This window comes from Campylobacter sp. CNRCH_2016_3089, from assembly GCF_025772505.1.
In the GTDB taxonomy this organism is placed as follows: Bacteria; Campylobacterota; Campylobacteria; order Campylobacterales; family Campylobacteraceae; genus Campylobacter_D; species Campylobacter_D lari_D.
Map to the genome: position 1 here is coordinate 47,383 of NZ_JAKMSF010000006.1, position 25,538 is coordinate 72,920.

Here is a 25,538-nt window from a genome sequence, read left to right on the forward strand (position 1 = left end):
AAAATGTTTGAAGAAATTCATTTTAATACCATAGAAAGACTTCCAAATTATGTTTTTGCTGAAGTTAACGCGATTAAAATGGCAGCAAGAAGAGCAGGGGAGGATATAATAGATTTTTCTATGGGAAATCCTGATGGTAAAACTCCTCAACACATTATAGATAAACTTTGCGAAAGTGCAAATAAAGAAAAAACTTCTGGTTATTCTGCTTCGAGTGGAATTTATAAACTAAGACTTGCAATTTGTAATTGGTATAAAAGAAAATACGATGTTGATTTAGATCCTGAAAGTGAAGTAGTTGCAACGATGGGCTCTAAAGAAGGCTTTGTAAATTTAGCAAGAGCTGTTATTAACCCAGGAGATGTAGCTATTGTACCTACACCCGCTTATCCTATACACACTCAAGCTTTTATCATAGCAGGTGGTAATGTAGCAACTATGAATTTTGATTTTAATGAAAATTATGAATTAAATGAAAATACTTTTTTTGAAAATTTACAAAAAACACTACATGAAAGTATTCCGCGTCCAAAATATGTAGTGGTAAATTTTCCGCACAATCCTACAACAGTCACTGTGGAAAGAAGTTTTTATGAGAGATTAGTTGCAATGGCAAAAAAAGAAAGATTTTATATTATTTCTGATATTGCTTATGCAGATTTGACTTTTGGTTCTTATAAAACCCCTTCTATTTTTGAAGTTGAAGGTGCTAAAGATGTAGCGGTAGAAACTTATACACTTTCAAAGTCTTACAATATGGCAGGTTGGCGTGTAGGTTTTGTAGTGGGTAATAAACGCTTAATTGCGGCTTTGAAAAAAATCAAGTCTTGGTTTGATTATGGTATGTATACTCCTATACAAGTTGCTGCTACTATAGCTTTAGATGGAGATCAAACTTGTGTTGAAGAGATTAAGGCAACTTATGCAAAAAGATTAGAAGTCTTGCTTGATTCATTTTTTCAGGCAGGATGGGAGCTGAAAAAACCAAATGCAAGTATGTTTGTTTGGGCAAAACTCCCTCAAAGTAAAGCTCACCTTGGAAGTATGGAATTTTCTAAACAGCTTTTGCAAAAAGCAAATGTAGCGGTAAGCCCTGGAGTTGGTTTTGGTGAAGCGGGTAATGAGTATGTTAGAATAGCTTTAATAGAAAATGAAAACCGCATTCGTCAAGCAGCAAGAAATATAAAAAAATATTTAAGAGAATAAAATGAAAATCGCAATTTTGGGATATGGTACGGTAGGAAGTGCTGTTGTAGAAACTTTGTTAAAAAATCAAGATTTAATCAAAGCAAGATGTGATGAAGAAATTATTCCAGTAATTGCTTTGGCAAGAAATCCAAAAACAAATGCGTTAATTCCTGTGGTAAATGATATTGATGAGGTTTTAGAGCGTGAAGATATTGATGTATTTGTGGAGTTAATGGGTGGTATTGATTTACCCTTTGAGATAATTTCAAAAATTTTAAAAAGAAAAAAAGCAGTGGTAACTGCTAATAAAGCTTTGCTTGCTTATCATCGTTATGAGCTTGAAAAATTAGCACAAGATACAGCTTTTGGTTATGAGGCGAGTGTGGCGGGTGGAATTCCTATTATTAAAATTTTAAAAGAGGGCTTGAGTGCTAATAATATTGTTTCTATTAAAGGCATTTTAAATGGCACAAGCAATTATATTTTAAGTAAAATGACCGAAGATAATACCAAATTCCAAGAGGTGTTAAAAAAAGCACAAGATTTAGGATATGCTGAAGCTAATCCCACTTTTGATATAGAGGGTTTTGATGCAGCGCATAAACTTTTGATTTTAGCAAATATTGCCTATGGATTAAGAGTGAAACCTGAAGATATTTTGATTGAGGGTATTAGCAAAGTAAGTAATGAGGATATTTATTTTGCAAAAGAATTTGAATATACCATAAAACACTTGGGTATTGCTAAGATTAAAGATGAAAAAATAGAATTAAGAGTTCATCCTACCATGCTTAGCAAAGATAAAATACTAGCAAAAGTTGATGGGGTAATGAATGCTATTAGTATTGATGGAGATGTATTGGGTGAAAGTTTATATTATGGCCCAGGAGCAGGTGGCAGGGCAACTGCAAGTGCTGTTATAGCTGATTTAATCGATATAGCAAGAAAAGAAAAAAATAGTGCTATTTTTGGGTATTTAAATGATACTTCTTATAAACTTTTAAGTAAAGATGAAATTTATACAAGATATTATTTAAGATTAAAGGTATTAGATAAAATAGGAGTTTTATCAAAAATCACACAATTAATGAGTGAACATCAAATTTCAATCGATACTTTCTTGCAAAAGCCTAAAAAAGAAAAGCAAGATTATAGCACTTTATTTTTCATCACTCATCAAACTTATGAAAAAAATATACAAATTTTAACTCAAAAGCTTAGAGAACAAGAATTTGTAAAAGATGATGTTTTTATGATGAGAATAGAAGAGTAATGGCATTATTTGAATATCTTTTTGGTAAAAAAGGAGAAGAGTTAGCGTGTGAATTTTTAAAAACACAAGGATTTGAAATTTTAAAAAGGAATTTTTATTCTAAATTTGGAGAAATTGATATTATTGCTAAAAAAGATAAAATTTTACATTTTATTGAAGTTAAAAGCACGCAAGGTGATTATGAGGTAGAATATAGATTGGATAATAAAAAATATAATAAAATTATTAAGACTATAGAATATTACTTTATGAAACATAAAAATGATGAAAATTATCAACTAGATTTACTTTGCGTATATAAAGATGATATAAAACTTTTAGAGAACATTAGTTATTAAGGGAATGTTTATTCTATTTTAATAGAATTTGAAAAAACAAAGGAGAAAAAATGGGAAAATATATTGATTTAACTACAGAAAATTTTGCACAAGCAAAAGAAGGTGTAGCTTTAGTAGATTTTTGGGCTCCATGGTGCGGACCTTGCAGAATGCTTGCACCGGTAATTGATGAGCTTGCAAATGATTTTGATGGTAAAGCTAAAATTTGTAAAGTAAATACAGATGAGCAAGGTGATTTGGCTGCACAATTTGGTGTAAGATCTATCCCAACTATCATTTTCTTTAAAGATGGTGAAGTGGTTGATCAACTAGTTGGTGCTCAATCAAAACAAGCTTTAGCAGATAAACTAAACTCACTTTTATAATCTTAAGCCACTTTTTGTGGCTTTTCTTCATATTTTTTACTATTTAATAATTTTTATTATTTATAATTAAAGAAAAATTTGTATAATACTTATAAATAAAACTATAAGGAAAATATCATGTTAGATTTAGCTATTATAGGTGGTGGACCTGCAGGTTTGAGCGCAGGTTTATATGCTACAAGAGGTGGATTAAAAAATGTTGTAATGTTTGAAAAAGGTATGCCTGGTGGGCAGATTACTTCGAGTTCAGAGATAGAAAATTATCCTGGAGTTGCTCAAGTTTTAGATGGAATTTCTTTTATGGCTCCTTGGAATGAACAATGTATGCGTTTTGGTTTAAAACATGAGATGGTAGGTGTTGAGCAAATTAGTAAAAATTCTGATGGAAGTTTTAATATAAAATTGGAAGGCGGTAAAAACGAACAAGCAAAAGCAGTTATTGTTTGCACAGGCTCTACTCCGCGTCGTGCTGGTTTTAAAGGCGAGGATGAATTTTTTGGTAAAGGTGTGAGTACTTGTGCAACTTGCGATGGCTTTTTTTATAAAAATAAAGAAGTGGCTGTTTTAGGTGGGGGAGATACTGCTTTAGAAGAAGCTTTGTATCTAGCTAATATTTGTTCAAAAGTGTATTTAATCCACAGAAGAGATGAGTTTAGAGCAGCACCTTCAACAGTTGAAAAAGTAAAAAATAATGACAAAATAGAATTAATCACAAATGCGGTTGTTGATGAGGTTTGCGGTGATAATATGGGTGTTAATAAAATTAAAATAGCATTTAATGATGGTTCTAAAAGAGAGCTTGATGTGCCTGGAATCTTTACCTTTGTTGGATTAAATGTAAGAAATGAAATCTTAAAACAAGACAATGGTGAATTTTTATGTGCTATGGAAGAAGGTGGTCAAGTTAGCGTTGATCTTAAAATGCAAACTAATATAGCAGGGTTATTTGCAGCAGGTGATTTAAGAAAAGATGCTCCAAAACAAGTAATATGTGCAGCAGGTGATGGAGCGGTTGCAGCACTTAGCGCTTTAGCTTATATTGAAAATTTACACTAGAATTTCTAGTGTAAATTGATTAACTTCCAATAACTCCGCCATCAATTTTACTTATTGCTATTATACTTGATCTTGGTGTTTTGCCATAAGGAAATTGACTGCCTTTTAATTTCTCTCCTGGATGTTGAATTCCAACAAACATAGTTTTATAATCTTGACTAAAAGCAATTCCTGTTATTTCGCAAGCTATTGGTCCTGTTAAAAATCTTTTTATTTCCCCTGTTTTTGGATTAGCTGCTAACATACAATTATTTCCCATGCCTTCAAATTCTTCTTGATTAGAATAGTTTCCATCAGTTTGTATCCAAAGGCGACCATCTCTATCAAAACTTAATCCATCAGGGGAATTAAATTTATTATTACTTGTAATGTTGTTTGAGCCTTTATTTAAACTTGTTTGATTGTCAGGGTTTCCTGCAAGTGCAAAAATTTCCCAAGTAAATTCATCATCTTTATGAGAATTTTTATGCTCCCATTTAATTATTTGTCCATAAATATTTTTTGTTCTCGGGTTTGCTGGATTTGGGTTATTATTTTTTTTATTGTTTGTTAAGGTAGCAAATACTTCTTTTGAGCCACTTTCTTTATGGCTTGCTATCCATTCGCATCTATCCATAGGAGTTGCATTTACAATAGATCCAGCAATTCTAGCATTGATTAACACATCTGCTTGAGAGTTAAAACCATTTTCTTTATTAAGGTTATTTTTACCATATTCTAACTCAATCCATTTTCCACTCCCTCTAAAATCTCCTATTTTTCCATTAAATTGTGCTACATATAAGGTTCCTTCATCTAAAATTTTGCTAGTATCTAGATCTTTTTTATATTTATGTTTGCTTATAAATTTATAAATAAATTCATTGGCTTCATCATCTCCCATATAAATTACAACGGTTCCATCATCTTCTACAATTAATTCTGCATTTTCGTGTTTAAATCTTCCAAGAGCTGTTCTTTTTATAGGTATGCTGTTTGGATCAAATGGATCAATTTCTACAACCCATCCAAATTTATTTGCCTCGTTTGGATTTTTACTTAAATCAAATCTTTCATCAAATTTTTCCCACCCATATTGACTTTGAGCTTTAAATCCAAATCTAAGTTGCTCTTTTGAAAATTTAATTTTTTCATCTAAACTTCCAAAAAAATCATTTATATTTTCTTCGCAAGTAAGATAAGTCCCCCAAGGTGTTTTTCCATTGGCACAATTATTTAAAGTTCCATATATAAAATTTTCATTTTGAAGTACTTGTTGTTTTGCTGGACCACTAATGCTCATTTTTGTATTTGCATCGATTCTGCGATTGTATTTAGAATCAAGCACCACAGACCATTGATCTTTTTCTTTTTTTATTTCAAAAATACTCACCCCTAAATTTGCTTGTTCATATAAAATATCATCTAAGCTAAGATTTTTACCTTGATGTTTAAACATAATTTCAGGATTTATATATTCATTATTAATAGCTAGTATAGCCCTATCTTTTGAAAGAGGAAAAAAACTCATACCATCGTTATTGTCTCCAAAAGTTAATTTAGCATTTTCCACAGCTTTTTTATCGATATTTTTTTCTTCATCATAAATAGATGCTTTACTAAAAAGAGGATCGCCCCATGAGATTAAAATATCTGCTTTGTAGCCATCTGGTACGATAACTTTATCTTCTGTGCTAGCAGGTATTTCTTTAAAATTTAGCAAATCTTTATCTTTTAATAAACTCGCATTTAAATTTGAGCTAGCAAAAAATGCTACCATAGAACCCAAAGCTGAACCTTTCAAAAATGTTCTTCTTTTCATAAAACTCCTTTTAAAAATGTGTTATAAATTTAAAGTTTTTTGGAAACTTTTTGGAAACTTTTGCTCATGGTATGTAATATTGTATTAATTAACTTAGTGATACAATTTCTCACTGCAAATATAAAGGATAAATTTATGATATGTATAGGAATTCATGGGAGCAATGGTCGCATGGGTAAACAAATTGAAAATTGTTTACAAGATCAAAAAGATGCTAAAGCAAGTGCATTTTTTTATCAAGGATCAAGCTATGAAGAATTTTTTAACAAATGCGATGTAATAATTGATTTTTCTTCCCCGAAAGGTTGTGAGGATTTGTTGTTATACGCAAGAAGCAATCCTAAACCTTTAGTGATAGGTACTACAGGATTAGATGCTAAGCAAAATGAGTTAATGCAAAGTGCAAGCATTACTATGCCAATTCTTTATGCTACCAATATGTCTTTGGGTGTAGCTATTTTAAAAAAACTTTCATGTTTAGCAAGTGAAGCTTTAAGGGATTTTGATATAGAAATACTTGAAATGCACCATAATAAGAAAAAAGACGCTCCAAGTGGTACAGCTATGACTTTAGCACAAAATGTCGCTAAGGCTAGGAATTTAGATTTGGAAAAGGTTAGAGTAAGTGGTAGAGATGGGATTATTGGTCAAAGAAGTAAAGATGAAATCGCAGTGATGAGCTTAAGAGGTGGTGATATAGTGGGTTCTCATAGAGTTGGATTTTATAATGATGGTGAATTTATAGAATTAAATCATAGTGCTACTTCAAGAGCTACTTTTGCTATGGGGGCTATTAGATGTGCTAAATGGCTGGTTTCTCAAGAAAATGGCTTATATGATATAGACGATTGTTTAGGAATTTAAATGTGTGCGGTAGTTGGAGTAATTAATTCAAAAAATGCAAGCACGGTGGCTTATTATGCTTTATTTGCTATGCAACATCGTGGCCAAGAAGCAAGTGGAATTAGCGTGAGTGATGGTTTAAATATCAAAACTCATAAAGCTAAAGGTGAAGTAGGACAAATTTTTAATACTCAAATTTTAGCAGATTTAAAAGGTAGTATAGCTGTAGGCCATAATCGTTATTCTACCGCCGGAAATTCTTCTTTGCATGATGCACAGCCTGTTGCAGCTACTTGTTCTTTGGGTGATATTTCTTTAGTGCATAATGGAAATTTGATTAATAAAGAAGAAGTTAGAAAAGAGTTAATTGATAATGGGGCTATTTTTCATTCTAATATGGACACAGAAAATGTTGTACATTTAATAGCAAAAAGCAAAAAAGAAACTTTAAAAGATAGGTTTATAGAAAGTCTAATGCAAAGTAAGGGTGCATATTGCTTTATGTTGGCCAGTAAAAATCAACTTTTTGTGGTAAGAGATCCTTATGGGGTTAGACCTTTATCTTTGGGAAAATTAAAAGATGGTGGATATATTGTAGCGAGTGAAACTTGTGCTTTTGATTTGATAGAAGCTGAATTTATCCGCGATATAAAGCCCGGTGAAATGCTAGTTTTTACTCAAGGTAGTGATGAGTTTGAAAGCATTCAAGTTTTTGATAAAACAGATCCAAGAATTTGTGCATTTGAATATATTTATTTTGCTAGACCTGATAGTATTATAGAAGGTAAAAGTGTATATGAAGTGCGTAAAAAAATGGGTGAAGCCTTGGCTAAAAAATTTAAAGAAAAAGTAGATTTTGTAGTGCCTGTTCCTGATAGTGGAGTAAGTGCTGCTATAGGTTTTGCGCAATATTTAAAAATTCCACTTGAAATGGCCATAGTTAGAAATCACTATGTTGGAAGAACTTTCATAGAGCCAACTCAAGAAATGAGAAATTTAAAAGTAAAACTGAAATTAAATCCTATGAAGAAAGTTTTAGAAGGCAAAGATATAGTGGTGATTGATGATAGTGTAGTAAGAGGAACAACTTCTAAAAAAATCATCACACTTTTAAGACAAGCAGGTGCTAGAAAAATTCATTTGGCTATAGCTTGTCCAGAAATCAAATTTCCTGATATTTATGGTATAGACACTCCAACTTTTGAAGAGTTAATTTCAGCTAATAAGAGTATTGAAGAGGTTAGAGAATATACAGGTGCAGATAGTTTGACTTTTTTAGATATTAATGAGCTAGTTTCAAGCATAGGCAATGAAAGAAAATATTCTTTGATTAGTTTTGATGGGGATTATTTTATTAAATAATCCTTATCTGCATTTTAATTGTTTAAAAATTTTATAACTTTGAAAATGAGGTGGCAATCCCACTTCAAAAGAAAAGTCTTTGTAGGTATGACCTGATAATTGATTTGCAATGTTAATATTATACGAAACATCTCTTTGTTGTTGATTTGCTTTTTTTATGCTATTAAAATTTTGTTGATTAAAAATTTCTCCACTGATTTCATGCTTTTTATTATTATCAATAATTCTAAGTTCTAAAAAGCATTCTGAAATTTTAAAATTAGTATCGTTGGTTACTCTACCTTTTATAATAATACTTTCTGTAGCTAAGCGTCTGTAGGTTGAAAAATTACTCAAACTAGCTTTTTTTGTGTATTGATCTATAGTTAATAATAAAGAAATAGTTAAGATTGAGGCTAATATAAAACTTATTATGCAAAAAATTATCATATATTTTTTGTTTTGTATTTTTAAATAGAATAAAATCCAAGTAAGGAATGTTGAAGCTAGCATAATAAAAATGATGAGAATATGAAAAAAAGTAAAATATCCCATTAAAAACACTTTGAATTAATTTTAATGTCAAAATCTTGACCTTCATTAAAATCGGAAAATTTGGTTTTTAGATTAATAGTTTGGTTGGGACTTATTGTTTTTTCGATAGTGGTAGATTTACTTCTTAATGGTTTTAATAAATGTATTAAATTTTTAAAAGTATTATTTCCATCGCTTTTTCTAAATACTTCTACTTTTATTTTGCAAAATTTAAAACTTTTTTTAGAAGTATTTGTCAAGCTATAATCAACACTTAAAGAATTATCATATACAAAAAATTGAGCATTATCTAAGCTAGCTATTCTGGATCTAACTTTAGTATCAATTAAAAAATATCCCAAATACGCAATACTAAGTGAACATAAAATTCCTAAAAAAATTATAATAAAAGCAAAAGTAGGTTTGTTTCTAACAATCAAAGCAATAAATAAAGTGATAATGAAAAAGAATACAACTAAAGCCATTAACAAAAAATCGATCAAGTGCAAATGAGCTGTATAAAAGATCATTTGCTCTCGGATATGTTGAACATTCATTATCACTTCTTTATTTTTTAATTTGCTACTGAACTTGTTCTTTTATTATCTTTGCTATCAACCCAAATATTTGGCACGGCTCCGCCTGGTGTTAAGAAAATTTTAGCATCTTTATTGACTTTAAGTGCTTCATTAAATTGCTTTTGGGTTTCAATTTGTTTTAAATCAAGTAAAGGATTATTTAAACTTTTTGCTATTTCTCTATTTGAATATGCTTGTGCATCAGCTTCAATTTTTACGGCACTTGCTCTACCTTTAGCACTAATAATAGTTGCATTTGCCTCCCCTTCAGCTAAAGCCGCTTTTTTAAGTGCTTCTTGGTTAGCTCTTTCAACTTCATATTTAGTTCTTTCAGCTTCTTGTTTAGCAATTTGTACTCTTTCGATTTGTTCTTTTACTTTTATAGGTAAGATAATTTCTCTAAGCTGAACTGCTTGAAGCTCTGCTGGCTCATTTGGTTGGCTTTCAATAGTTTTTCTAATACCCTGATCAATTTGCACCGCTATAGTATTACGATTTGTTGGAAGCTCTTCTGCAGTGTATTGACCTACAACATTTCTTACAACATCTCTTACTACTGGATCTATGATTTTATTTTCCCAATTAAGCCCCCATGTCGCGATAGTTTGAGGAACTTGTAAAGGATTTAATCTGTATTGAACGGTTACATCAATAGATACAGGCAAGCCTCTTGAATCAAGTACCGAAATGCTATTTTTATTAACAACGCCTGATCCTATTTGTAAATTTTCATTTATTCCTTCGATTGAAGCATAGTTGATTTGTCTTACTCTAGTATCTACGATAGTGATTTTTTGCAGTATAGGCATAAAAAAATGAAGTCCTGGTTCAAGTGGGGTAGGGCTGTATTTACCTGTAGTGGATTTGATCCCCATTTCCCCTGAATTTACTATTGCAAAAGGTTTAAAAAGTGCAAAAACTAAAATAATCGCAATTGCACTATAAATTAATGGAGAAAATTTCCCAAAACCTTTGAAATTAAATTCTGGTGTTTTGAAGTTTAAATTTTGCTTATTGTTGTTTTGATTGTTTTTTTTATTAAAATAATCATTCAAATCAGCTGGCATTTAGTTCCTTTGTTAAATATAAGTTAGCATAGAAGCGTATTTTTCATTGCGTCCATAAACTATATCAAAATACGCATTTTGAAGCTTTGTCGTTAGCTCACCTCTTTTTCCATCTCCTATAATTCTTGCATCAATATTATTTATCGGAGTTATTTCTGCTGCAGTTCCTGTGAAAAATGCTTCATCAGCTACATAAACTTCATCTCTTGAAATTCTTTGACGCACTACACTTATGCCCAAATCATGTGCAATTTTTAAAACAGTATCTTGAGTGATACTTTTTAATGAAAAATCATTTGGTGGTGTGATTAGCTTATTATCTTTAATCATAAAAAAACACTCACCTGTTCCTTCTGCTACAAAACCTTCTTCATCGAGCATTAAGGCTTCCTCATATCCTGCTTCTATAGCTTCATATTTAGCCATTTGAGAATTTAAATAATTTGCACTTGCTTTTGCTTTACCTAAGCTAGATTTTACACTATTTCTAGCAAAAGAAGAAATTTTAACCTTAATACCTTTTTCTAAGCCTTCTTCACCTAAATAAGCACCCCATTCCCAAGCAGCAATAGCTACCCTAACAGGAGCTTTAGCATGATAAACTCCCATAGTACCATCACCTAAAAAGATTAATGGTCGCAAATAGGTGTTATTTTGAAAATTATTTGCTCTTAAAAGTTCAACTTGTGCATTTTCAAGTTCTTCTTGAGAAAAAGGAGAATTAATTAAAGTAATTTTTGCAGACTCTAAAAGTCTTTTGGTGTGTTCTTTTAATCTAAAAATTGCTAAACCATTTTGTGTTTTATAAGCTCTTGTTCCTTCAAAAACTGCATTTGCATAATGTAATGAATGTGTTAAAACATGAATTTTTGCATCATCAAAATCAATGATTTTTCCATCCATCCAAATTTTTTTTGCCCTAATCATAACTAAGCCTTTTTGTTGAAAATAAAACTAATTTTATCAAAAATATACTAATAATTACTAGAATATAGTAAAATTATTATATTTGAAACAAGGAAAAATCATGCCAATTATAAATATCAAATTAGCTAAACCAGAATTTAGCAAAACACAAAAAGAAGAGCTAATAGCAGATATTACAGAACTTTTACATACAAAATACAACAAGCCAAAGCAAAATATAGTGATTATGTTAGAAGATATTGAGCCATATAATATTGCTTTTGGTGGCGAAAGTGTAGAAAAATTAAGATTGAAAGATAAAAAATGAAAGAATTGCAAATTGGTGATAAAGCTCCTGTGTTTGAACTTTTAAATCAAGATGGAGTTAAAATTTCTTTAAGTGATTTCTTGGGTAAAAAAATTATTTTGTATTTTTATCCAAAAGATAACACCCCAGGTTGTACCACACAAGCTTGTGAATTTAGTCAAAGTTATGAGGATTTTTTAGAGCAAAATGCTGTGATTATAGGTATTAGTCCAGATAGTGTTAAATCGCATGAAAATTTCATAAAAAAATATGATTTAAAACACACTTTATTAAGCGATAGTGAAAAAGAAATTTGTAAACTTTATGGTGCTTGGGGTTTAAAGAAAAATTATGGTAAAGAGTATGAAGGGCTTATAAGATCTACTTTTGTGATTGATGAAAATGGAAAAATCTTAAAAATTTATAAAAATGTAAAAGCTAAAGATCATGCTTTTAAGGTGTTAAAAGAATTATGCTAGTGCATATTTGCTGTAGCGTGGATAGCCATTATTTTATACAAGAATTAAGCAAAACTTATCCTGAAGAGAAAATCATTGGGTATTTTTATGACCCAAATATTCATCCATATAGTGAGCATGAACTTAGATTTTTAGATGTTAAACGCAGTTGTGATAAATTAGGCATTAAACTTTATAAAGGTGAATATGAGTATGAAAAATGGCTTGAGGGTGTAAAGGGTTATGAAGACGAACCTGAAAAAGGCGCAAGATGTCAAATTTGTTTTGATTTTAGAATGCATAAAAGTGTTGAATTTGCTCAAAAAATTGGTGAAAAAAAACTTACAACAACCCTTTTAACATCCCCTAAAAAAGACTTAGAGCAGTTAAAATTAGCTTTACAAAAAGAATGCGATAAATTTGGTATAGAGTTTTTGGCACCTGATTTTAGAAAAAATGGAGGCACGCAAAGACAATTTGCCTTAGCTAAGCAAGATATGCTTTATCATCAAAATTATTGTGGGTGTATTTATGCACTTTCTAAACAAAAAGGCCAAAAAGCTTTTATAGATGAGCTTATGAGTCCTATAAATAAACAAATATTACCTTCAAGCATAGAAGAAAAGATAAAATTTTACAATCAAGTAAAAAAATTAGAAAAAAAGGGTGTTAAATTTGAAATTCAAAGAGAGAAATTTTTAAATTATCGCTTACTAAGAGCTTTGATAAAAGAAAACAAAAAAGCCATAAAAACTCATGTTTTATTTTATTCTCATTTTAAAAATTCTTACACTAAATTTAGTATTTTAGAAGAGGATTTAAAGTGCTATAAAAGCGTAAAGGATGAGATTAATTTATGGAGTTTTGATTATTTAAATAGTTTGTGCAAAATGCGATTTAAAAGTTTTGAAGATTTTTTACAAAATCCTTTAAAAATAGAGCAAGAAATCAAAATAAGGCAAAAGCATTTTGGTGCTTATGATCTTTCGCCGGTGATTATTGTTGAAAATATCACAAAAGGCGCTTATGAATTTATAGCAAAAAGTGAAATTTATTTTGATAGTAAAGAAAAGATTGTGAAGTTATAAAACTTAACTAGTTTGTTAATATTTTTTTTGTAAAATCTGAATTTTGAATATATTTTAAGGCTAAATTTATGATAGATGTAATGCAAATTCAAAAAATTTTACCACATAGGTATCCATTTTTACTTGTAGATAAAATCGTAGAATTAAAAAATAAAGAAGTTGTTAGAGGTTATAAAAATATTAGTATAAGCGACCATGTTTTTATGGGACATTTTCCAGATCATCCAATTTACCCGGGTGTGTTAATTTTAGAAGGTATGGCACAAACTGGAGGGGTTTTAGCATTTGAAAGTATGGATGATAAGGTAGATCCAAGCACTAAAGTAGTGTATTTTACAGGTATTGATAATGCTAAATTTAGAAATCCAGTGCGTCCAGGTGATAGGCTTGATTATGAGATGAGTGTGGTGAAAAATCGTGGAAATATGTGGATTTTTCAAGGAAAAGCTTTTGTTGATGGACAATTGGTTGCAGAAGCTGAACTTAAAGCTATGATAGTAGATAAATGATGAGCAAAATTCATCCAAGTGCTGTTATAGAAGATGGAGCTATTATAGCAGATGGTGTTGTAGTAGAGGCCTATGCCTATGTTGGAAAAAATGCCAATATAGGTGCAAATACTATCATCAAACAAGGTGCAAGAATTTTACCTAATGTAAGCATAGGTGAAAATTCTAAAGTTTTTTCTTATGCCATAGTTGGAGATATCCCACAAGATATATCTTATAAAGATGAGATAAATTCAGGTGTTATTATAGGAAAAAATGCAGTTATTAGAGAATTTGTTACTATAAATTCAGGTACAGCTAAGGGCGATGGTTTTACAAGAATAGGTGATAATGCTTTTATAATGGCTTATTCTCATATTGCACATGATTGTTTGCTTGGAGATAATATTATTTTAGCAAATAATGCTACTTTAGCAGGTCATGTGGAACTTGGAGATTATACTGTGGTAGGTGGACTTACTCCAATACATCAGTTTGTTAAGGTAGGTGAGGGGTGTATGATAGCAGGTGCTAGTGCGCTTTCTCAAGATGTGGTGCCATTTTGCTTAGCTGAAGGAAATCGAGCAAGCATTAGAAGTTTAAATTTAGTAGGCATTAGAAGACGCTTTGATAAAGAAGAAGTAGATGTTTTAAGTAAGGCTTTTAAATTTTTATTCAGACAAGGAAATTTAAAAGATAATGCTTTAAGTTTGCTAGAAAATACTTCTAGTGAAAATGTGAAAAAAATGTGTAATTTTATCTTAGAAACAAAAAGAGGAATTCCTATATATAAGGAAAAAAGTCATGGTTAAAAGATGTAGTTTTTGCAATGAAATAGAAACAAGTGAAAGAAGAATTTTAGTAAATGATTATAATAATGCCTTTATATGTGAGTATTGTGCCGAAAGTGCTTGTAATATTTTCTTTGGAGAGGAAAAAGAATTAAAAAATAAAGAAGTTGATAAAGAAAATTTTAAAGATATTACTCCTAAGGAATTAAAAGCATATTTAGATAAATATGTTATCGGGCAAGATAGAGCTAAAAAAATCTTTAGTGTAGGGGTATATAATCACTACAAAAGGCTTTTTAGATCTGAATTAGAAGATGATGATACAGAATTAGCAAAATCAAATATTTTATTAGTAGGCCCAACGGGAAGTGGAAAAACTTTACTAGCACAGACTTTAGCTAGATTTTTAGATGTTCCTATCGCAATTTGTGATGCGACTTCTTTAACTGAAGCAGGTTATGTGGGAGAAGATGTTGAAAATATCCTTACTCGTCTTTTGCAAGCTGCTGATGGAGATGTGCAAAGAGCACAAAAAGGGATTATATTTATCGATGAGATAGACAAAATCGCAAGAATGGGTGAAAATCGCTCCATTACAAGAGATGTAAGTGGTGAGGGTGTGCAACAAGCCTTACTCAAAATTATCGAAGGATCTTTGGTAAATATCCCACCAAAAGGCGGTAGAAAACACCCAAATCAAGACTTCATACAAATAGATACAACTAATATTTTATTTGTGTGTGGTGGGGCTTTTGATGGTATTAGTGATATTATTAAAAGAAAATTAGGCGATAATGTTATGGGCTTTTTTACTGATGATAAAAAAGATGAAAAAGAAGCTTTACTTCAAAGACTAGAGCCTGATGATTTGGTACATTTTGGGCTTATTCCTGAACTTATAGGAAGATTGCATGTGCTTGCTTCTTTAGAAGAGCTTGATGAAGAAAGCATGGTGCGTATTTTAACTGAGCCAAAAAATGCCATTATTAAGCAATATCAAAAACTTTTTGCTATTGACAATGTGGAATTAAAATTTGAAGATGAAGCGCTAAGAGAGATTGCTAAGCTTTCGCTAGAGCGTAAAACAGGCGCTAGAGGTTTAAGAAGTATTATTGAAGAAATGATGGTAGATTTGATGTTTGATTTGCCAGAGTATAATGGATATAGCATAGTAATTACTAAAGAAGTGATCAAAGAAGGTGCAAAACCTTTATTTATAAAAAATAAAAAAGTTAAAGGCTGAGAATGATTTTAGATCAAATAATTGGATTTTTTTCAAGCGATATGGGGATTGACTTAGGTACTGCAAATACTTTAGTTTTGGTAAAAGATAAAGGTATAGTGATTGATGAACCTTCGGTTGTTGCGGTAGAGCGTGAAAGATATGGTAGGGTTAAAATTTTAGCTGTTGGAAAAGAAGCTAAGGAAATGGTAGGAAAAACCCCAGGTAATATCGAAGCAATCCGTCCTATGAAAGATGGTGTGATTGCTGATTTTGATATGACTGAAAAAATGATCCGTTATTTTATAGAAAAAACTCATAGAAGAAAATCTTTTTTAAGACCTAGAATTATCATTTCAGTTCCTTATGGATTAACCCAAGTAGAAAGAAAAGCGGTTAGAGAAAGTGCGTTAAGTGCGGGTGCTAGAGAAGTATTTTTGATAGAAGAGCCTATGGCAGCAGCTATTGGTGCAAATTTACCAATTAGAGAGCCTCAAGGGAGCTTGGTGGTAGATATTGGCGGTGGTACTACTGAAATTGGTGTTACTTCTTTGGGCGGTCTTGTGATTTCAAAATCTATCCGAACAGCTGGTGATAAGCTTGATACTAGTATAGTAAATTATGTAAAAGAAAAATACAATCTTGTCATAGGTGAAAGAACGGGCGAGGAAATCAAAATCGCAATAGGCTCAGCAGTTCAGCTTCCAAAAGAGCTTTCTATGGTAGTTAAAGGACGCGATCAAGTAACAGGATTGTTAAATAGAATAGAGTTAACAAGTGAAGATGTAAGAGAGGCTATGCGTGAGCATTTAAAAGAAATTGCTGATGCATTAAAAATCGTTCTTGAAATGATGCCGCCTGATCTTGCAGCTGATATTGTTGAAAATGGTGTTGTTTTAACAGGAGGCGGAGCTTTAATACGCGGTCTTGATAAATATTTATCTGAAATTGTAAAACTTCCAGTATATGTAGCTGATGAGCCACTTTTAGCAGTGGCAAAAGGCACAGGTAAAGCTTTGGAAGAAATTTCTTTATTGCACCAACTAACGAATGAAGAGTAAAATTCTTAGTGTTTTAATTTTATCTTTTTTAGTGTTTGTTTCGTTTTATTATGGAGATATAATAAAACGAAATGTTTTAGATTTAAATATTGCTATTGTTAATCAGTTTTCTCAAAGCATTAATCTTTTAAAAGATAAATTTAATGAGCATTTTAATCAAGCTCAAGAAATTAAAAAATTAAGAGAAAGAAATGCTGAACTTGAAAAAAACAATATCTATATGAAAAACTTTGCCAATGAATTAAACAATATTTTAAGTGATAAAAATTCAAGTTTTTATTATCCTAATGTTAGTTTAGTTAAGGCAACTTCTTATGCTCAAATTAGTGATTATCATAAGGTTTGGCTTGATGTGGATTATAAAGGAAAAATTAAAGGCTTAATTTATAATGGCTATACAGCAGGCATAGTTATAGAAAAAAATGGTAGAGCTTTGGGACTTTTACAAGGTGATGAAGAGTGTATTTTTTCCGTATATATAGGTAAGGAACAAGCACCAGGTATAGCTCATGGTAGAAATGATTATGTTTTAGTTAAATATATTCCTAAATGGCTTGAACTTAAAATGGGCGATAAGGTTTATACAAGTGGCTTAGATGAGATTTTCTTTTCAGGAATTCCAGTGGGCGAAATTTTTAAAATAGAAGAAGAAGGCGCCTATCAAAATGCATATGTTAAACCTTATGTAAAAATGAAAGTACCAAGTTATTTTTATATGGTAGAAAATTTTTAATAAAAAGTTATTTATTTTAGTTGATATAAATTATTATTTACTATTAAATATTAGAATTATCTCCGAATTTTAAAAATTTAGGAGATTAAATGAAAAAATATATCAGTAGTTGTTTAGCTTTTTGCTGTTTAAGTGGTGCTATTTATGCAAATGAAGTGGAATATGATGCACAAAAAATAGCAGATATTTTTTATCAACTTAATGCTGATCCTAAAAATCCAAAAGCAAAAGTTAATCATGCAAAAGGCTTTTGTGCTATGGGAACTTTTGAGCCAGCTTTGTCTATCAATAAAGAAGTTGATGTGCCTTTGTTAACACAAAAAAGTTTGCCAATCCAAGTAAGATATTCTTTGGGTGGAGCTTTTAAAGATGATAAAAGCAAAACAAGAGGTATGGCTATTAGAATTACTGATCCTAAAGATTCTGCTTCTTGGACTATGGTTATGCTAAATACAGAAATAAATTTCGCAAAAAATCCTAAAGAATTCGGTCAGTTTTTTGAAATGAGACTTCCTGTAAATGGTAAAGTCGATCAAGAAAAAATAAGCAAGATGATGCAAGAGGTTGATTCTTATAGAAATTTTGCTGCATATACTGATAAAATTGGCATTAGTAAAAGTGTAGCAAATACTCCATTTTTTAGTATTCATACTTTTTATTTTAAACAAGCAAACGGAGAAAACTATTTACCAGCAAGATGGAAATTAGTTCCAAGTGAAGGTGTGGCATATTTAAATGAAGCACAAATGAAAAGTGCGAGTAGTGATTTTTTAAAAGAAGATTTCCAAAATCGTGTAAAAGCTAATAAGCCGGTTGAGTATAAAATGTATTTAGTATATGCAAATAAAAATGATATTACCAATGAAACAACGGCTTTATGGAGCGGTAAGCACAAAGAAAGTCTAGTTGGGACTTTTAAGGTTAATGCCTTGAGCGATGAAGATTGTAATTTTGATGTATATTTTCCTTCGGATGTACCTCAAGGGGTTAATCCACCACAAGATCCTTTATTTGATGTAAGAAATGAAGCTTATGCTATAACTTTTGGTAAGCGTCAATAAAATTTAGCTCTTTAAGAGCTAAATTCTTTGTTAAATTCAACTTCTAAAAAACTTATATTTGTTATAATTTGGCTAAAAATTCAGCTTAGGAAAATACATGCCAAAAAGAACAGATATAAAAAATATATTATTAATAGGCAGTGGGCCTATCATTATAGGTCAAGCTTGTGAGTTTGATTACTCAGGAACTCAAGCGGCAAAAACTTTAAAAGAGCTAGGTTATAGAGTAGTTTTGATCAATTCTAATCCGGCTACGATTATGACAGATCCTGAATTTGCTGATGCAACTTATATAGAACCAATTACCAAAGAAAGTATTCTAAGTATTATCAAAAAAGAAAAAATCGATGCGATTTTACCTACTATGGGTGGCCAAGTTGCTTTGAATGTTGCTATGGAAGTTTATGAAAGTGGCGAGCTTGCAGATATAAAATTTTTAGGTGCAAATCCTGAAGCGATTAAAAAAGGCGAAGACAGACAAGTTTTTAAAGAATGCATGAAAAAAATTGGCATGGATTTACCAAAATCTATGTATGCGTATAATTATGAAGAGGCTTTAAAAGCTGTTGATGAGATTGGCTTTCCTTTGATGATTAGAGCTTCTTTTACCTTAGGTGGTGCAGGAAGTGGCGTGGTATATAATATGGATGAGTTTGCAGAACTTGCAAATACTGCTTTAGCGCTAAGCCCTATCCATGAAATTTTAATCGAAGAAAGCTTGCTTGGTTGGAAAGAATACGAAATGGAGGTCATTAGAGATAAAAATGACAATTGTATTATCGTTTGCTCTATTGAAAATGTCGATCCTATGGGAGTTCATACAGGCGATTCTATTACTATAGCTCCTGCTTTAACTTTGACTGATAAAGAATACCAAGCGATGCGTAATGCTTCTTTTGCTATTTTAAGAGAAATTGGAGTAGATACAGGTGGATCAAATGTGCAATTTGCTATCAATCCAACTAATGGTAGAATGATAGTTATTGAAATGAATCCTAGGGTTTCAAGATCTTCAGCCCTAGCTAGTAAAGCTACGGGCTATCCTATAGCTAAGGTAGCTACGCTTTTAGCAGTTGGATTTAGTTTAGATGAGATTAAAAATGATATCACAGGAACTCCTGCTTCATTTGAACCGGTAATTGATTATATCGTAACTAAAATTCCTCGTTTTACTTTTGAAAAATTCCCAAATGCAAGCACAGAGCTTGGCACTGCTATGAAAAGCGTGGGTGAGGTTATGGCTATAGGGAGAACTTTTAAAGAAAGTATTCAAAAAGCACTTTGCTCACTTGAGAGAAATTTAAGTGGGTTTGATACTATAGAATGTGATAAAAATGAGCTTTTAGCAAAAATCCGCCAAGCTAATGAAAAACGCTTGCTTTATATAGCACAAGCTTTTAGAGAAGGTTTTAGCACACAAGAGCTTTTTGAGCTTTGCAAAATAGATCCTTGGTTTTTAAATCAAATCAAAGAAATAGTGGAATTTGAAAATCAAATAGATATGGATATTTTAAGTAATAAGCAACTATTAAGAAAAGCTAAAACCTTAGGTTTTTCAGATAAAAAAATTGCTAGCTTAATTAATCAAAAAGATAATCTTGAGTTAAGCCAAAATGATATTTATTATGCAAGAATGAAACACAAAATCATCGCTCAATATAGTGAAGTAGATACTTGTGCAGGAGAATTTGAAGCACTGACCCCGTATTTATACTCAAGTATTAATACAAATGAAGCTACGCAAGTAAAAGAAAGTAAAGATAAAAAAGATAAAAAAGTGATGATTATAGGTGGTGGACCAAACCGCATAGGACAAGGCATTGAGTTTGATTATGCTTGCGTGCATGCTTCTTTTGCTCTAAAAGATATGGGTGTAAAAACTATAATGTATAACTGTAACCCAGAAACGGTTTCAACAGATTATGATACGAGTGATATTTTGTATTTTGAGCCAATTGATTTTGAGCATTTAAGAGCGGTTATTGATAGAGAAAGACCCGATGGAGTGATAGTGCATTTTGGTGGTCAAACCCCGCTTAAATTTGCAAAACGCCTTAGTGCTTTTGGAGCAAAGATTATAGGAACAAGTGCAAGGGTAATAGATTTAGCTGAAGATAGAAAGAAATTTGCTAAATTTATTGAAGATCTAGGTATAAATCAACCTAAAAATGGCACAGCCATAAGTGTAGAAGAAGCGATTATAAAAGCAAATGAGATAGGTTATCCTGTGCTTGTTAGACCAAGTTATGTTTTAGGTGGTCGTGCAATGCGTGTAGTGCATGATGAGAGTGAGCTTAGACTTTATATGCAAGAAGCAGTAGATGTGAGTGATAAATCTCCGGTATTAATCGATCAGTTTTTAGATAATGCAACTGAGCTTGATGTAGATGCGATAAGTGATGGAAAAGAAGTTTATGTAGCAGGTATTATGGAGCATATTGAAGAAGCAGGAATTCACTCAGGCGATAGCGCTTGCTCTTTACCTGCTGTAAATATTGATGAAGCTATGCTTGAAATGATTGAGCAAAAAACAAAAGATATTGCTTTAAATTTAGGTGTAGTAGGACTTTTAAATATACAATTTGCTATTTATGATAATAAACTTTATATGATAGAAGTAAATCCAAGAGCTAGTAGAACCGTGCCTTTTGTGAGCAAAGCCACAGGAATTCCTTTAGCTAAGGTTGCAACGCGCGTGATGTGGCAAGGAAATTTAAGAGAAAGCTTGAAATTTTATGACACCTTTAAAGTGGTAGAGGAAAAAAACGGAATTTTAAGAGCTAAAAAACCAAAACATATTAGTGTAAAATCAGTGGTATTTCCTTTTGCTAAACTTAGCGGAAGCGATCTTGAGCTTGGACCTGAAATGCGCTCAACCGGTGAAGTTATGGGAGTAAGTAAAGATTTTGATAACTCTTATGCAAAAAGCCAACTTGCTTCTTCAAATTTCTTACCAGAAAGTGGTAATGTGTTTTTATCACTAAGAGAGCAAGATAAAAAATATGCAGTAGATTTAGCTAATGAGTATATTAAGCTAGGATTTAAAATCATTGCTACGAGTGGAACTTATAAAGTTTTACAAGAAGCGGGCTTGGAGTGTGAGTTTGTGCATAAAATTTCTGAAGGACGCCCGAATGTAGAGGATAAATTAAAAAATTCTCAAATTCAACTTGCTATAAATACTAGCGATGAGCATAGTTTTAAAGGCGACACTAAAAAAATTAGAGCAAATATTTTACGCTTTAAAATCCCATATTTTACAAATCTAAGAGCAGCTTATGCGGGGATTAAAGCTATCAAAGCTATACAAAATAAATCATGTCTTGAAGTAAAGAGCTTACAAGAATACTTAAAAACATGATTTATCTTGCTCAAACTGATACAACAGCAGGGTTTTTAAGTAAGGACTTAAAAGCCCTTAATACTTTAAAAAAAAGGCCCTTAAAGAAAGATTGTTTAATTACTACGGCTAAATTTAGTGAGCTTAAAAAACTTACAAGAGTGCCAAATTATTTTAAAAATACTATTAGAAAATCCAAAAAAACTACTTTTTTATATCCTAATTCTAAAGCAATACGCGTTGTGAAAGATTGCACTCATGAGGAATTTTTAAAAAAGTTTGATTGGCTTTATTCTACTTCTGCAAACATTCATGGAAAAAAATTTGATCTAAATTGGGCTATGCAAAATGCAGATAAAATAGTAGATGAAAAGTTTTTTGAAAGTGGAGCCTCAAAGATTTTTAAACTTCGAGGCATTAAAAAAGTTAAACTGCGTTAATTTCCAAGCGGCCAAAATACTTTTGGCTCTTCGCCGATTTTTGCTTGTCCATGATACATTCCAAGTTTATCTTTAGTCCAAGCATAACCAACTTTTCCATTTTTATCTATTGAAATAATTCCGCCTGTACCACCAAGTTTTGCAACTTGTTTGATAGTTTCTTGGGCTGCTTTTTGCACTGAAAGTTTTTTGTATTTATACAAAGACGCAACTTCATGGGCTGCAGCTACTCTTATGTAAATGTCACCTGTTCCTGTGCAAGAAATTGCTACTGAGTCATTATTTGCATAATTTCCTGCTCCTATGATAGGAGAATCCCCAATGCGTCCTGTCATTTTATTTGTAGTGCCACCTGTGCTTGTACCTGCTGCTAGGTTGCCATTTTTATCTAAAGCTATTGCACCTACTGTGCCTAAATATGGCTCGGTGCTTACACCAAGATGAGCTTTTGCCTTATCACTATCTAATAAAACTTCCTTGCTTTTTTTAGCTTCTTGAAGTTGTTTGTATCTGTGCTCTGTAAAGAAGTATTTTTGTCCTACTATTTCTAAGCCATGTTTTTTGGCTAATTTATCAGCACCCTCGCCCGCTATTAAAGTATGGGGTGTTTTTTCCATAACAAGTCTTGCTGCCTCTATAGGGTTTTTAATCGTCCTAGCCATAGCAACTGCACCTGCTTTTAAATTTTTTCCATCCATTATAGATGCATCAAGCTCATTAAATCCATCAGAGGTAAAAACAGCACCTTTCCCAGCATTAAATTCAGGACTATCTTCCATTACTTTAATAGCGGCTATAACTGCATCAACCGAGCTCCCTCCTTTTTCAAGTATGCTTTGACCTGCTTTTAAAGATTCTTTCATTACCTTTTCTCTTTTGGCAAATTCTTCTTTGGTAAGTCCTAAGCCACTTGTTCCACCATGTATAACGATAATTGGCTCAAAATCTTTTGCAAAGACATTATTGCTTAGTAAAAATATTAAACTAGTTAATGTCAATAAAATTCTTTTACTACAGGTTAAAAATTTCATTATTTACTCCTTTTTTAAAATTATTTATTATATTTAATAAAAATTAAATATAACTAAAATTTAATTAATAAATGAGTATTTTTAGGACAAAAATTCTACTTTTTATTTTTATAGGTGTTATTTTTGAAAAATTTTTTAGAAATTAATTAAAATGTTTTTATATTTATTGCAAAATTAGGAGGTATTTTAATGTTTAAAACTATTGTAGCTAAGAAAATATCATTTTTCACAGCTTTGATTTTGGTTGTTGGATTTGGTATTTTTGTTGGACTAAATTATTATTCGTCTAAAACGGATATTCTTCAAAGTATTGTAAGTGGAAAGCAAGAAAGTGTTAAAAATGGAAAAAATTTTTCAGATTTATACTTCAATACTAAGATAGAGAATATTAAAAAAATCGCTGCAAATATTATTGAACATAAAAATGTAAGTGAGGAATATATTGGTTCTTTTTTAGAAAAGATGTTTGGTTTTTATTCTTTTAATGCTATTTATGTTGGGTATGAAAAAGATGGTAGCTTGATTGATGTAGATATTAATTCTAAAGGAAAACATTTTATTTTAAATCAAGAAAAAGATGGTTTTGATGCTAGAGAACGCGTGTGGTATCAAAATGCAAAAAATAAAAATAAGGTAAGCATTTCAGAACCTTTTTTAGATGTCGTAACTAAAAAAATAGCTTTGTCAGTGTCAATTCCGATTGTTATTGATGGGAAATTTTATGGAGTTATAGCAGGTGAGTTTTTTCTAGATGATATACGCAATGCTTTTGGAAGATTAAAAACTACTGCAAGTAATAATGTGTTTTTAATCAATGAAAGAAAGGAAATGATAGCTCATTCTTCTGCTAATATAGATTTTTATGAAGACAATGAAGTTAAAGAAGTGTTAAAAAATTTTGTTAATGTTGCAAGTGTAACTCCAAATGAAACTACTGATTTGATTTTGTATAAACTTAAAGGTCAAGAACGCTTAGCTGTGTGTATTATGGGAGAAAATTCTTTAACTTTGTGTTCTTCTAATGCTTTGAGTGATTATGATGAGGTTTTAAACGGACTTTTAATTACCCAAGTTATATTTGGTGTGATTTTTGTCCTTGTTATTATCGTTATTTTGGGTGGTATGATAGAGCATTTTCTTAAGAAAATTATATTTATTAAAGAAGCTTTAGAAGATTTTTTTGAAAGTTTAAACTACAAAGGCGATATGAAAGATATAGATTTAAATATCAAAGGAAATGATGAATTTGCTATTATTGGTAAAGAAATCAATAATGGTATAAAAAATATCCAAAAGAATTTAAAGCAAGACAAGAAGGCTGTGTTTGAAAGTGTTCAAAAGTTGAAAGAGATAGAGCTTGGAGATTTATCTGTTAGAATTGATAATGATCCTATAAATCCTCAACTAATAGAGTTAAAAAATGTATTAAATGAATTGCTTGATATTTTAGAAGAGAAAATAGGATCAAACATCAACGAGCTTGATAGAGTGCTTGAAAGTTATAAGGCTTTAGATTTTTCAACACAGGTTGAAAATGCAAAAGGAAGTGTAGAAATAACAACAAATGTTTTAGGTTCAGAAATCAAAAAGATGTTGATTTCTTCTTCTAAATTTGCACATAAACTAACTATACAATGTGAAAAACTAGAAGAATTTATGCAAAAACTTGTTGATGGAACTTATTCTCAATCAAATTCTTTGGAAAAATCCATAAAAGCAGTAGAGCAAATAAACATTTCTATGCAAAATGTTGGAGGTAAAACTACAGAGGTTGTTTCTCAAGCTGAAAATATTAAAGAAGTAGTAAATGTGATCAAGGACATAGCAGAACAAACAAATTTATTAGCATTAAATGCTGCCATAGAAGCTGCTCGTGCGGGTGAACATGGCAGAGGTTTTGCTGTGGTTGCTGATGAGGTGCGTCATTTGGCTGAAAAGACAGAAAGAAGTTTAGGTGAGATAGAAGCTAATGTAAATATTTTAGTTCAAAGTGTTAATGATGTTTCTATATCAATGCATGAACAAACTCAAAGTATTTCACAAATTAATGATGCGATAATTCAACTAGAAGATGTCACAAAAGAAAATGTAAAAATAGCTAATTTTACTAATGAAACTACTAAAGAAGTAGGGGATATTTCTCAAGATATATTAAAAGAGGTAGAAAGTAAGAAAATTTAATACCAAGGAGCTTATTATTTTGTAATTTTGGTTATAATTTGCACTTT

At 31.1% G+C, this 25,538-nt stretch carries 25 protein-coding genes and 1 pseudogene; 20 read left to right on the forward strand and 6 right to left on the reverse strand.

Features of this window, described 5'->3' with window-relative positions; all coding sequences use genetic code 11:
• Positions 1-3: 3 nt before the first annotated feature.
• The 5 genes from L8W69_RS05265 to trxB all read left to right on the forward strand — a co-directional run bounded on the left by L8W69_RS05265 (position 4) and on the right by trxB (position 4,220).
• The gene (locus L8W69_RS05265; RefSeq protein ID WP_220566550.1) at positions 4-1,206 is read left to right on the forward strand and encodes an LL-diaminopimelate aminotransferase; all 1,203 of its coding nucleotides are present in this window, start codon (positions 4-6) and stop codon (positions 1,204-1,206) included.
• Position 1,207: 1 nt separating this feature from the next.
• A complete protein-coding gene (locus tag L8W69_RS05270; RefSeq protein ID WP_220566551.1) occupies positions 1,208-2,461 on the forward strand; it encodes a homoserine dehydrogenase in 1,254 nt (417 codons plus the stop codon).
• A complete protein-coding gene (locus L8W69_RS05275; protein WP_133319499.1) occupies positions 2,461-2,799 on the forward strand; it encodes a YraN family protein in 339 nt (112 codons plus the stop codon). The genes L8W69_RS05270 and L8W69_RS05275 overlap by 1 nt, the downstream gene beginning before the upstream one ends.
• A gap of 50 nt (positions 2,800-2,849) precedes the next feature.
• Positions 2,850-3,164 (forward strand): thioredoxin, encoded by a 315-nt coding sequence (gene trxA, locus L8W69_RS05280; protein WP_039619298.1) that lies wholly within the window; start codon positions 2,850-2,852, stop codon positions 3,162-3,164.
• Positions 3,165-3,281: 117 nt separating this feature from the next.
• Positions 3,282-4,220, forward strand: coding sequence for a thioredoxin-disulfide reductase (trxB, locus tag L8W69_RS05285; RefSeq protein WP_258107683.1), 939 nt, complete (start codon positions 3,282-3,284; stop codon positions 4,218-4,220).
• A gap of 19 nt (positions 4,221-4,239) precedes the next feature.
• On the opposite strand, the gene L8W69_RS05290 is transcribed toward trxB, so the two are convergent.
• Positions 4,240-6,021 carry a PhoX family protein gene (locus tag L8W69_RS05290; RefSeq protein WP_263666597.1) on the reverse strand — a complete coding sequence of 594 codons (1,782 nt, stop codon included), beginning with the start codon at positions 6,019-6,021 and terminating at the stop codon, positions 4,240-4,242.
• Positions 6,022-6,156: 135 nt separating this feature from the next.
• On the opposite strand from L8W69_RS05290, the gene dapB reads away from it, so the two are divergent.
• Positions 6,157-6,885, forward strand: a complete 729-nt coding sequence (gene dapB, locus L8W69_RS05295; RefSeq protein ID WP_133319502.1) for a 4-hydroxy-tetrahydrodipicolinate reductase — start codon at positions 6,157-6,159, stop codon at positions 6,883-6,885.
• Positions 6,886-8,226, forward strand: a complete 1,341-nt coding sequence (purF, locus tag L8W69_RS05300) for an amidophosphoribosyltransferase (protein ID WP_133319503.1) — start codon at positions 6,886-6,888, stop codon at positions 8,224-8,226. It abuts the gene before it with no gap.
• A gap of 3 nt (positions 8,227-8,229) precedes the next feature.
• Here purF and L8W69_RS05305 read toward each other — a convergent pair whose 3' ends face one another.
• The 4 genes from L8W69_RS05305 to ilvE are packed head-to-tail and all read right to left on the reverse strand — an operon-like array spanning position 8,230 to position 11,311.
• Positions 8,230-8,760: a DUF2393 family protein gene (locus tag L8W69_RS05305; protein ID WP_318529602.1), complete on the reverse strand. Its 531-nt coding sequence runs from the start codon at positions 8,758-8,760 to the stop codon at positions 8,230-8,232.
• Complete coding sequence (locus L8W69_RS05310; protein ID WP_263666598.1) at positions 8,760-9,296, reverse strand: DUF2393 domain-containing protein; 537 nt, start codon at positions 9,294-9,296, stop codon at positions 8,760-8,762. Before L8W69_RS05310 ends, L8W69_RS05305 begins: the two co-directional genes overlap by 1 nt.
• Positions 9,297-9,313: 17 nt before the next feature.
• Positions 9,314-10,384 (reverse strand): prohibitin family protein, encoded by a 1,071-nt coding sequence (locus tag L8W69_RS05315; protein ID WP_133319506.1) that lies wholly within the window; start codon positions 10,382-10,384, stop codon positions 9,314-9,316.
• Positions 10,385-10,396: 12 nt separating this feature from the next.
• Positions 10,397-11,311: a branched-chain-amino-acid transaminase gene (ilvE, locus tag L8W69_RS05320; RefSeq protein WP_263666599.1), complete on the reverse strand. Its 915-nt coding sequence runs from the start codon at positions 11,309-11,311 to the stop codon at positions 10,397-10,399.
• 100 nt (positions 11,312-11,411) lie between these two features.
• Here ilvE and L8W69_RS05325 point away from each other — a divergent pair, with 100 nt between their 5' ends.
• From L8W69_RS05325 to L8W69_RS05375, 11 genes are all read left to right on the forward strand, one after another.
• Positions 11,412-11,618: a tautomerase family protein gene (locus L8W69_RS05325; RefSeq protein ID WP_133319508.1), complete on the forward strand. Its 207-nt coding sequence runs from the start codon at positions 11,412-11,414 to the stop codon at positions 11,616-11,618.
• A complete protein-coding gene (gene bcp, locus L8W69_RS05330; protein ID WP_133319509.1) occupies positions 11,615-12,076 on the forward strand; it encodes a thioredoxin-dependent thiol peroxidase in 462 nt (153 codons plus the stop codon). Before L8W69_RS05325 ends, bcp begins: the two co-directional genes overlap by 4 nt.
• Positions 12,070-13,143, forward strand: coding sequence for an epoxyqueuosine reductase QueH (locus tag L8W69_RS05335; RefSeq protein WP_133319510.1), 1,074 nt, complete (start codon positions 12,070-12,072; stop codon positions 13,141-13,143). The genes bcp and L8W69_RS05335 overlap by 7 nt, the downstream gene beginning before the upstream one ends.
• Before the next feature lie 68 nt (positions 13,144-13,211).
• Positions 13,212-13,652: a 3-hydroxyacyl-ACP dehydratase FabZ gene (gene fabZ, locus L8W69_RS05340; protein ID WP_039619275.1), complete on the forward strand. Its 441-nt coding sequence runs from the start codon at positions 13,212-13,214 to the stop codon at positions 13,650-13,652.
• Positions 13,652-14,443 carry an acyl-ACP--UDP-N-acetylglucosamine O-acyltransferase gene (gene lpxA, locus L8W69_RS05345; protein WP_263666638.1) on the forward strand — a complete coding sequence of 264 codons (792 nt, stop codon included), beginning with the start codon at positions 13,652-13,654 and terminating at the stop codon, positions 14,441-14,443. The genes fabZ and lpxA overlap by 1 nt, the downstream gene beginning before the upstream one ends.
• Positions 14,436-15,665: an ATP-dependent Clp protease ATP-binding subunit ClpX gene (gene clpX / locus L8W69_RS05350; RefSeq protein ID WP_263666600.1), complete on the forward strand. Its 1,230-nt coding sequence runs from the start codon at positions 14,436-14,438 to the stop codon at positions 15,663-15,665. The genes lpxA and clpX overlap by 8 nt, the downstream gene beginning before the upstream one ends.
• A gap of 2 nt (positions 15,666-15,667) precedes the next feature.
• Positions 15,668-16,705 carry a rod shape-determining protein gene (locus L8W69_RS05355; RefSeq protein ID WP_012662095.1) on the forward strand — a complete coding sequence of 346 codons (1,038 nt, stop codon included), beginning with the start codon at positions 15,668-15,670 and terminating at the stop codon, positions 16,703-16,705.
• Complete coding sequence (gene mreC, locus L8W69_RS05360) at positions 16,695-17,438, forward strand: rod shape-determining protein MreC (RefSeq protein ID WP_133319511.1); 744 nt, start codon at positions 16,695-16,697, stop codon at positions 17,436-17,438. Before L8W69_RS05355 ends, mreC begins: the two co-directional genes overlap by 11 nt.
• 89 nt (positions 17,439-17,527) lie before the next feature.
• On the forward strand, positions 17,528-18,499 hold the full coding sequence (locus L8W69_RS05365) for a catalase (protein WP_263660462.1): 972 nt from the start codon (positions 17,528-17,530) through the stop codon (positions 18,497-18,499).
• Between the two features lie 97 nt (positions 18,500-18,596).
• Positions 18,597-21,860: a carbamoyl-phosphate synthase large subunit gene (gene carB, locus L8W69_RS05370; RefSeq protein ID WP_263666601.1), complete on the forward strand. Its 3,264-nt coding sequence runs from the start codon at positions 18,597-18,599 to the stop codon at positions 21,858-21,860.
• Positions 21,857-22,279: a Sua5 YciO YrdC YwlC family protein gene (locus L8W69_RS05375; RefSeq protein WP_263666602.1), complete on the forward strand. Its 423-nt coding sequence runs from the start codon at positions 21,857-21,859 to the stop codon at positions 22,277-22,279. The genes carB and L8W69_RS05375 overlap by 4 nt, the downstream gene beginning before the upstream one ends.
• Here the strand turns inward: L8W69_RS05375 and L8W69_RS05380 are convergent.
• A complete protein-coding gene (locus L8W69_RS05380; RefSeq protein WP_263659513.1) occupies positions 22,276-23,310 on the reverse strand; it encodes an isoaspartyl peptidase/L-asparaginase family protein in 1,035 nt (344 codons plus the stop codon). The two genes, L8W69_RS05375 and L8W69_RS05380, sit on opposite strands and share 4 nt — an antisense overlap.
• Before the next feature lie 462 nt (positions 23,311-23,772).
• Between L8W69_RS05380 and L8W69_RS09370 the strand changes: the two are divergent.
• Both L8W69_RS09370 and L8W69_RS09375 read left to right on the forward strand, forming a co-directional pair.
• Positions 23,773-24,276: pseudogene (locus L8W69_RS09370) on the forward strand (cache domain-containing protein); the annotation flags it as partial.
• Positions 24,277-24,966: 690 nt separating this feature from the next.
• Positions 24,967-25,491, forward strand: coding sequence for a methyl-accepting chemotaxis protein (locus L8W69_RS09375; protein ID WP_375154850.1), 525 nt, complete (start codon positions 24,967-24,969; stop codon positions 25,489-25,491).
• The last annotated feature ends 47 nt before the right edge of the window (positions 25,492-25,538 follow it).

Coding starts and splice junctions, on each gene's coding strand:
- L8W69_RS05265 (WP_220566550.1), top strand. CDS start 4: ATGTTTGAAGAAATTCATTTTAATACCATAGAAAGACTTCCAAATTAT.
- L8W69_RS05270 (WP_220566551.1), top strand. CDS start 1,208: ATGAAAATCGCAATTTTGGGATATGGTACGGTAGGAAGTGCTGTTGTA.
- L8W69_RS05275 (WP_133319499.1), top strand. CDS start 2,461: ATGGCATTATTTGAATATCTTTTTGGTAAAAAAGGAGAAGAGTTAGCG.
- trxA (WP_039619298.1), top strand. CDS start 2,850: ATGGGAAAATATATTGATTTAACTACAGAAAATTTTGCACAAGCAAAA.
- trxB (WP_258107683.1), top strand. CDS start 3,282: ATGTTAGATTTAGCTATTATAGGTGGTGGACCTGCAGGTTTGAGCGCA.
- L8W69_RS05290 (WP_263666597.1), bottom strand. CDS start 6,021: ATGAAAAGAAGAACATTTTTGAAAGGTTCAGCTTTGGGTTCTATGGTA.
- dapB (WP_133319502.1), top strand. CDS start 6,157: ATGATATGTATAGGAATTCATGGGAGCAATGGTCGCATGGGTAAACAA.
- purF (WP_133319503.1), top strand. CDS start 6,886: ATGTGTGCGGTAGTTGGAGTAATTAATTCAAAAAATGCAAGCACGGTG.
- L8W69_RS05305 (WP_318529602.1), bottom strand. CDS start 8,760: ATGGGATATTTTACTTTTTTTCATATTCTCATCATTTTTATTATGCTA.
- L8W69_RS05310 (WP_263666598.1), bottom strand. CDS start 9,296: ATGAATGTTCAACATATCCGAGAGCAAATGATCTTTTATACAGCTCAT.
- L8W69_RS05315 (WP_133319506.1), bottom strand. CDS start 10,384: ATGCCAGCTGATTTGAATGATTATTTTAATAAAAAAAACAATCAAAAC.
- ilvE (WP_263666599.1), bottom strand. CDS start 11,311: ATGATTAGGGCAAAAAAAATTTGGATGGATGGAAAAATCATTGATTTT.
- L8W69_RS05325 (WP_133319508.1), top strand. CDS start 11,412: ATGCCAATTATAAATATCAAATTAGCTAAACCAGAATTTAGCAAAACA.
- bcp (WP_133319509.1), top strand. CDS start 11,615: ATGAAAGAATTGCAAATTGGTGATAAAGCTCCTGTGTTTGAACTTTTA.
- L8W69_RS05335 (WP_133319510.1), top strand. CDS start 12,070: ATGCTAGTGCATATTTGCTGTAGCGTGGATAGCCATTATTTTATACAA.
- fabZ (WP_039619275.1), top strand. CDS start 13,212: ATGATAGATGTAATGCAAATTCAAAAAATTTTACCACATAGGTATCCA.
- lpxA (WP_263666638.1), top strand. CDS start 13,652: ATGAGCAAAATTCATCCAAGTGCTGTTATAGAAGATGGAGCTATTATA.
- clpX (WP_263666600.1), top strand. CDS start 14,436: ATGGTTAAAAGATGTAGTTTTTGCAATGAAATAGAAACAAGTGAAAGA.
- L8W69_RS05355 (WP_012662095.1), top strand. CDS start 15,668: ATGATTTTAGATCAAATAATTGGATTTTTTTCAAGCGATATGGGGATT.
- mreC (WP_133319511.1), top strand. CDS start 16,695: ATGAAGAGTAAAATTCTTAGTGTTTTAATTTTATCTTTTTTAGTGTTT.
- L8W69_RS05365 (WP_263660462.1), top strand. CDS start 17,528: ATGAAAAAATATATCAGTAGTTGTTTAGCTTTTTGCTGTTTAAGTGGT.
- carB (WP_263666601.1), top strand. CDS start 18,597: ATGCCAAAAAGAACAGATATAAAAAATATATTATTAATAGGCAGTGGG.
- L8W69_RS05375 (WP_263666602.1), top strand. CDS start 21,857: ATGATTTATCTTGCTCAAACTGATACAACAGCAGGGTTTTTAAGTAAG.
- L8W69_RS05380 (WP_263659513.1), bottom strand. CDS start 23,310: ATGAAATTTTTAACCTGTAGTAAAAGAATTTTATTGACATTAACTAGT.
- L8W69_RS09375 (WP_375154850.1), top strand. CDS start 24,967: ATGCAAAAACTTGTTGATGGAACTTATTCTCAATCAAATTCTTTGGAA.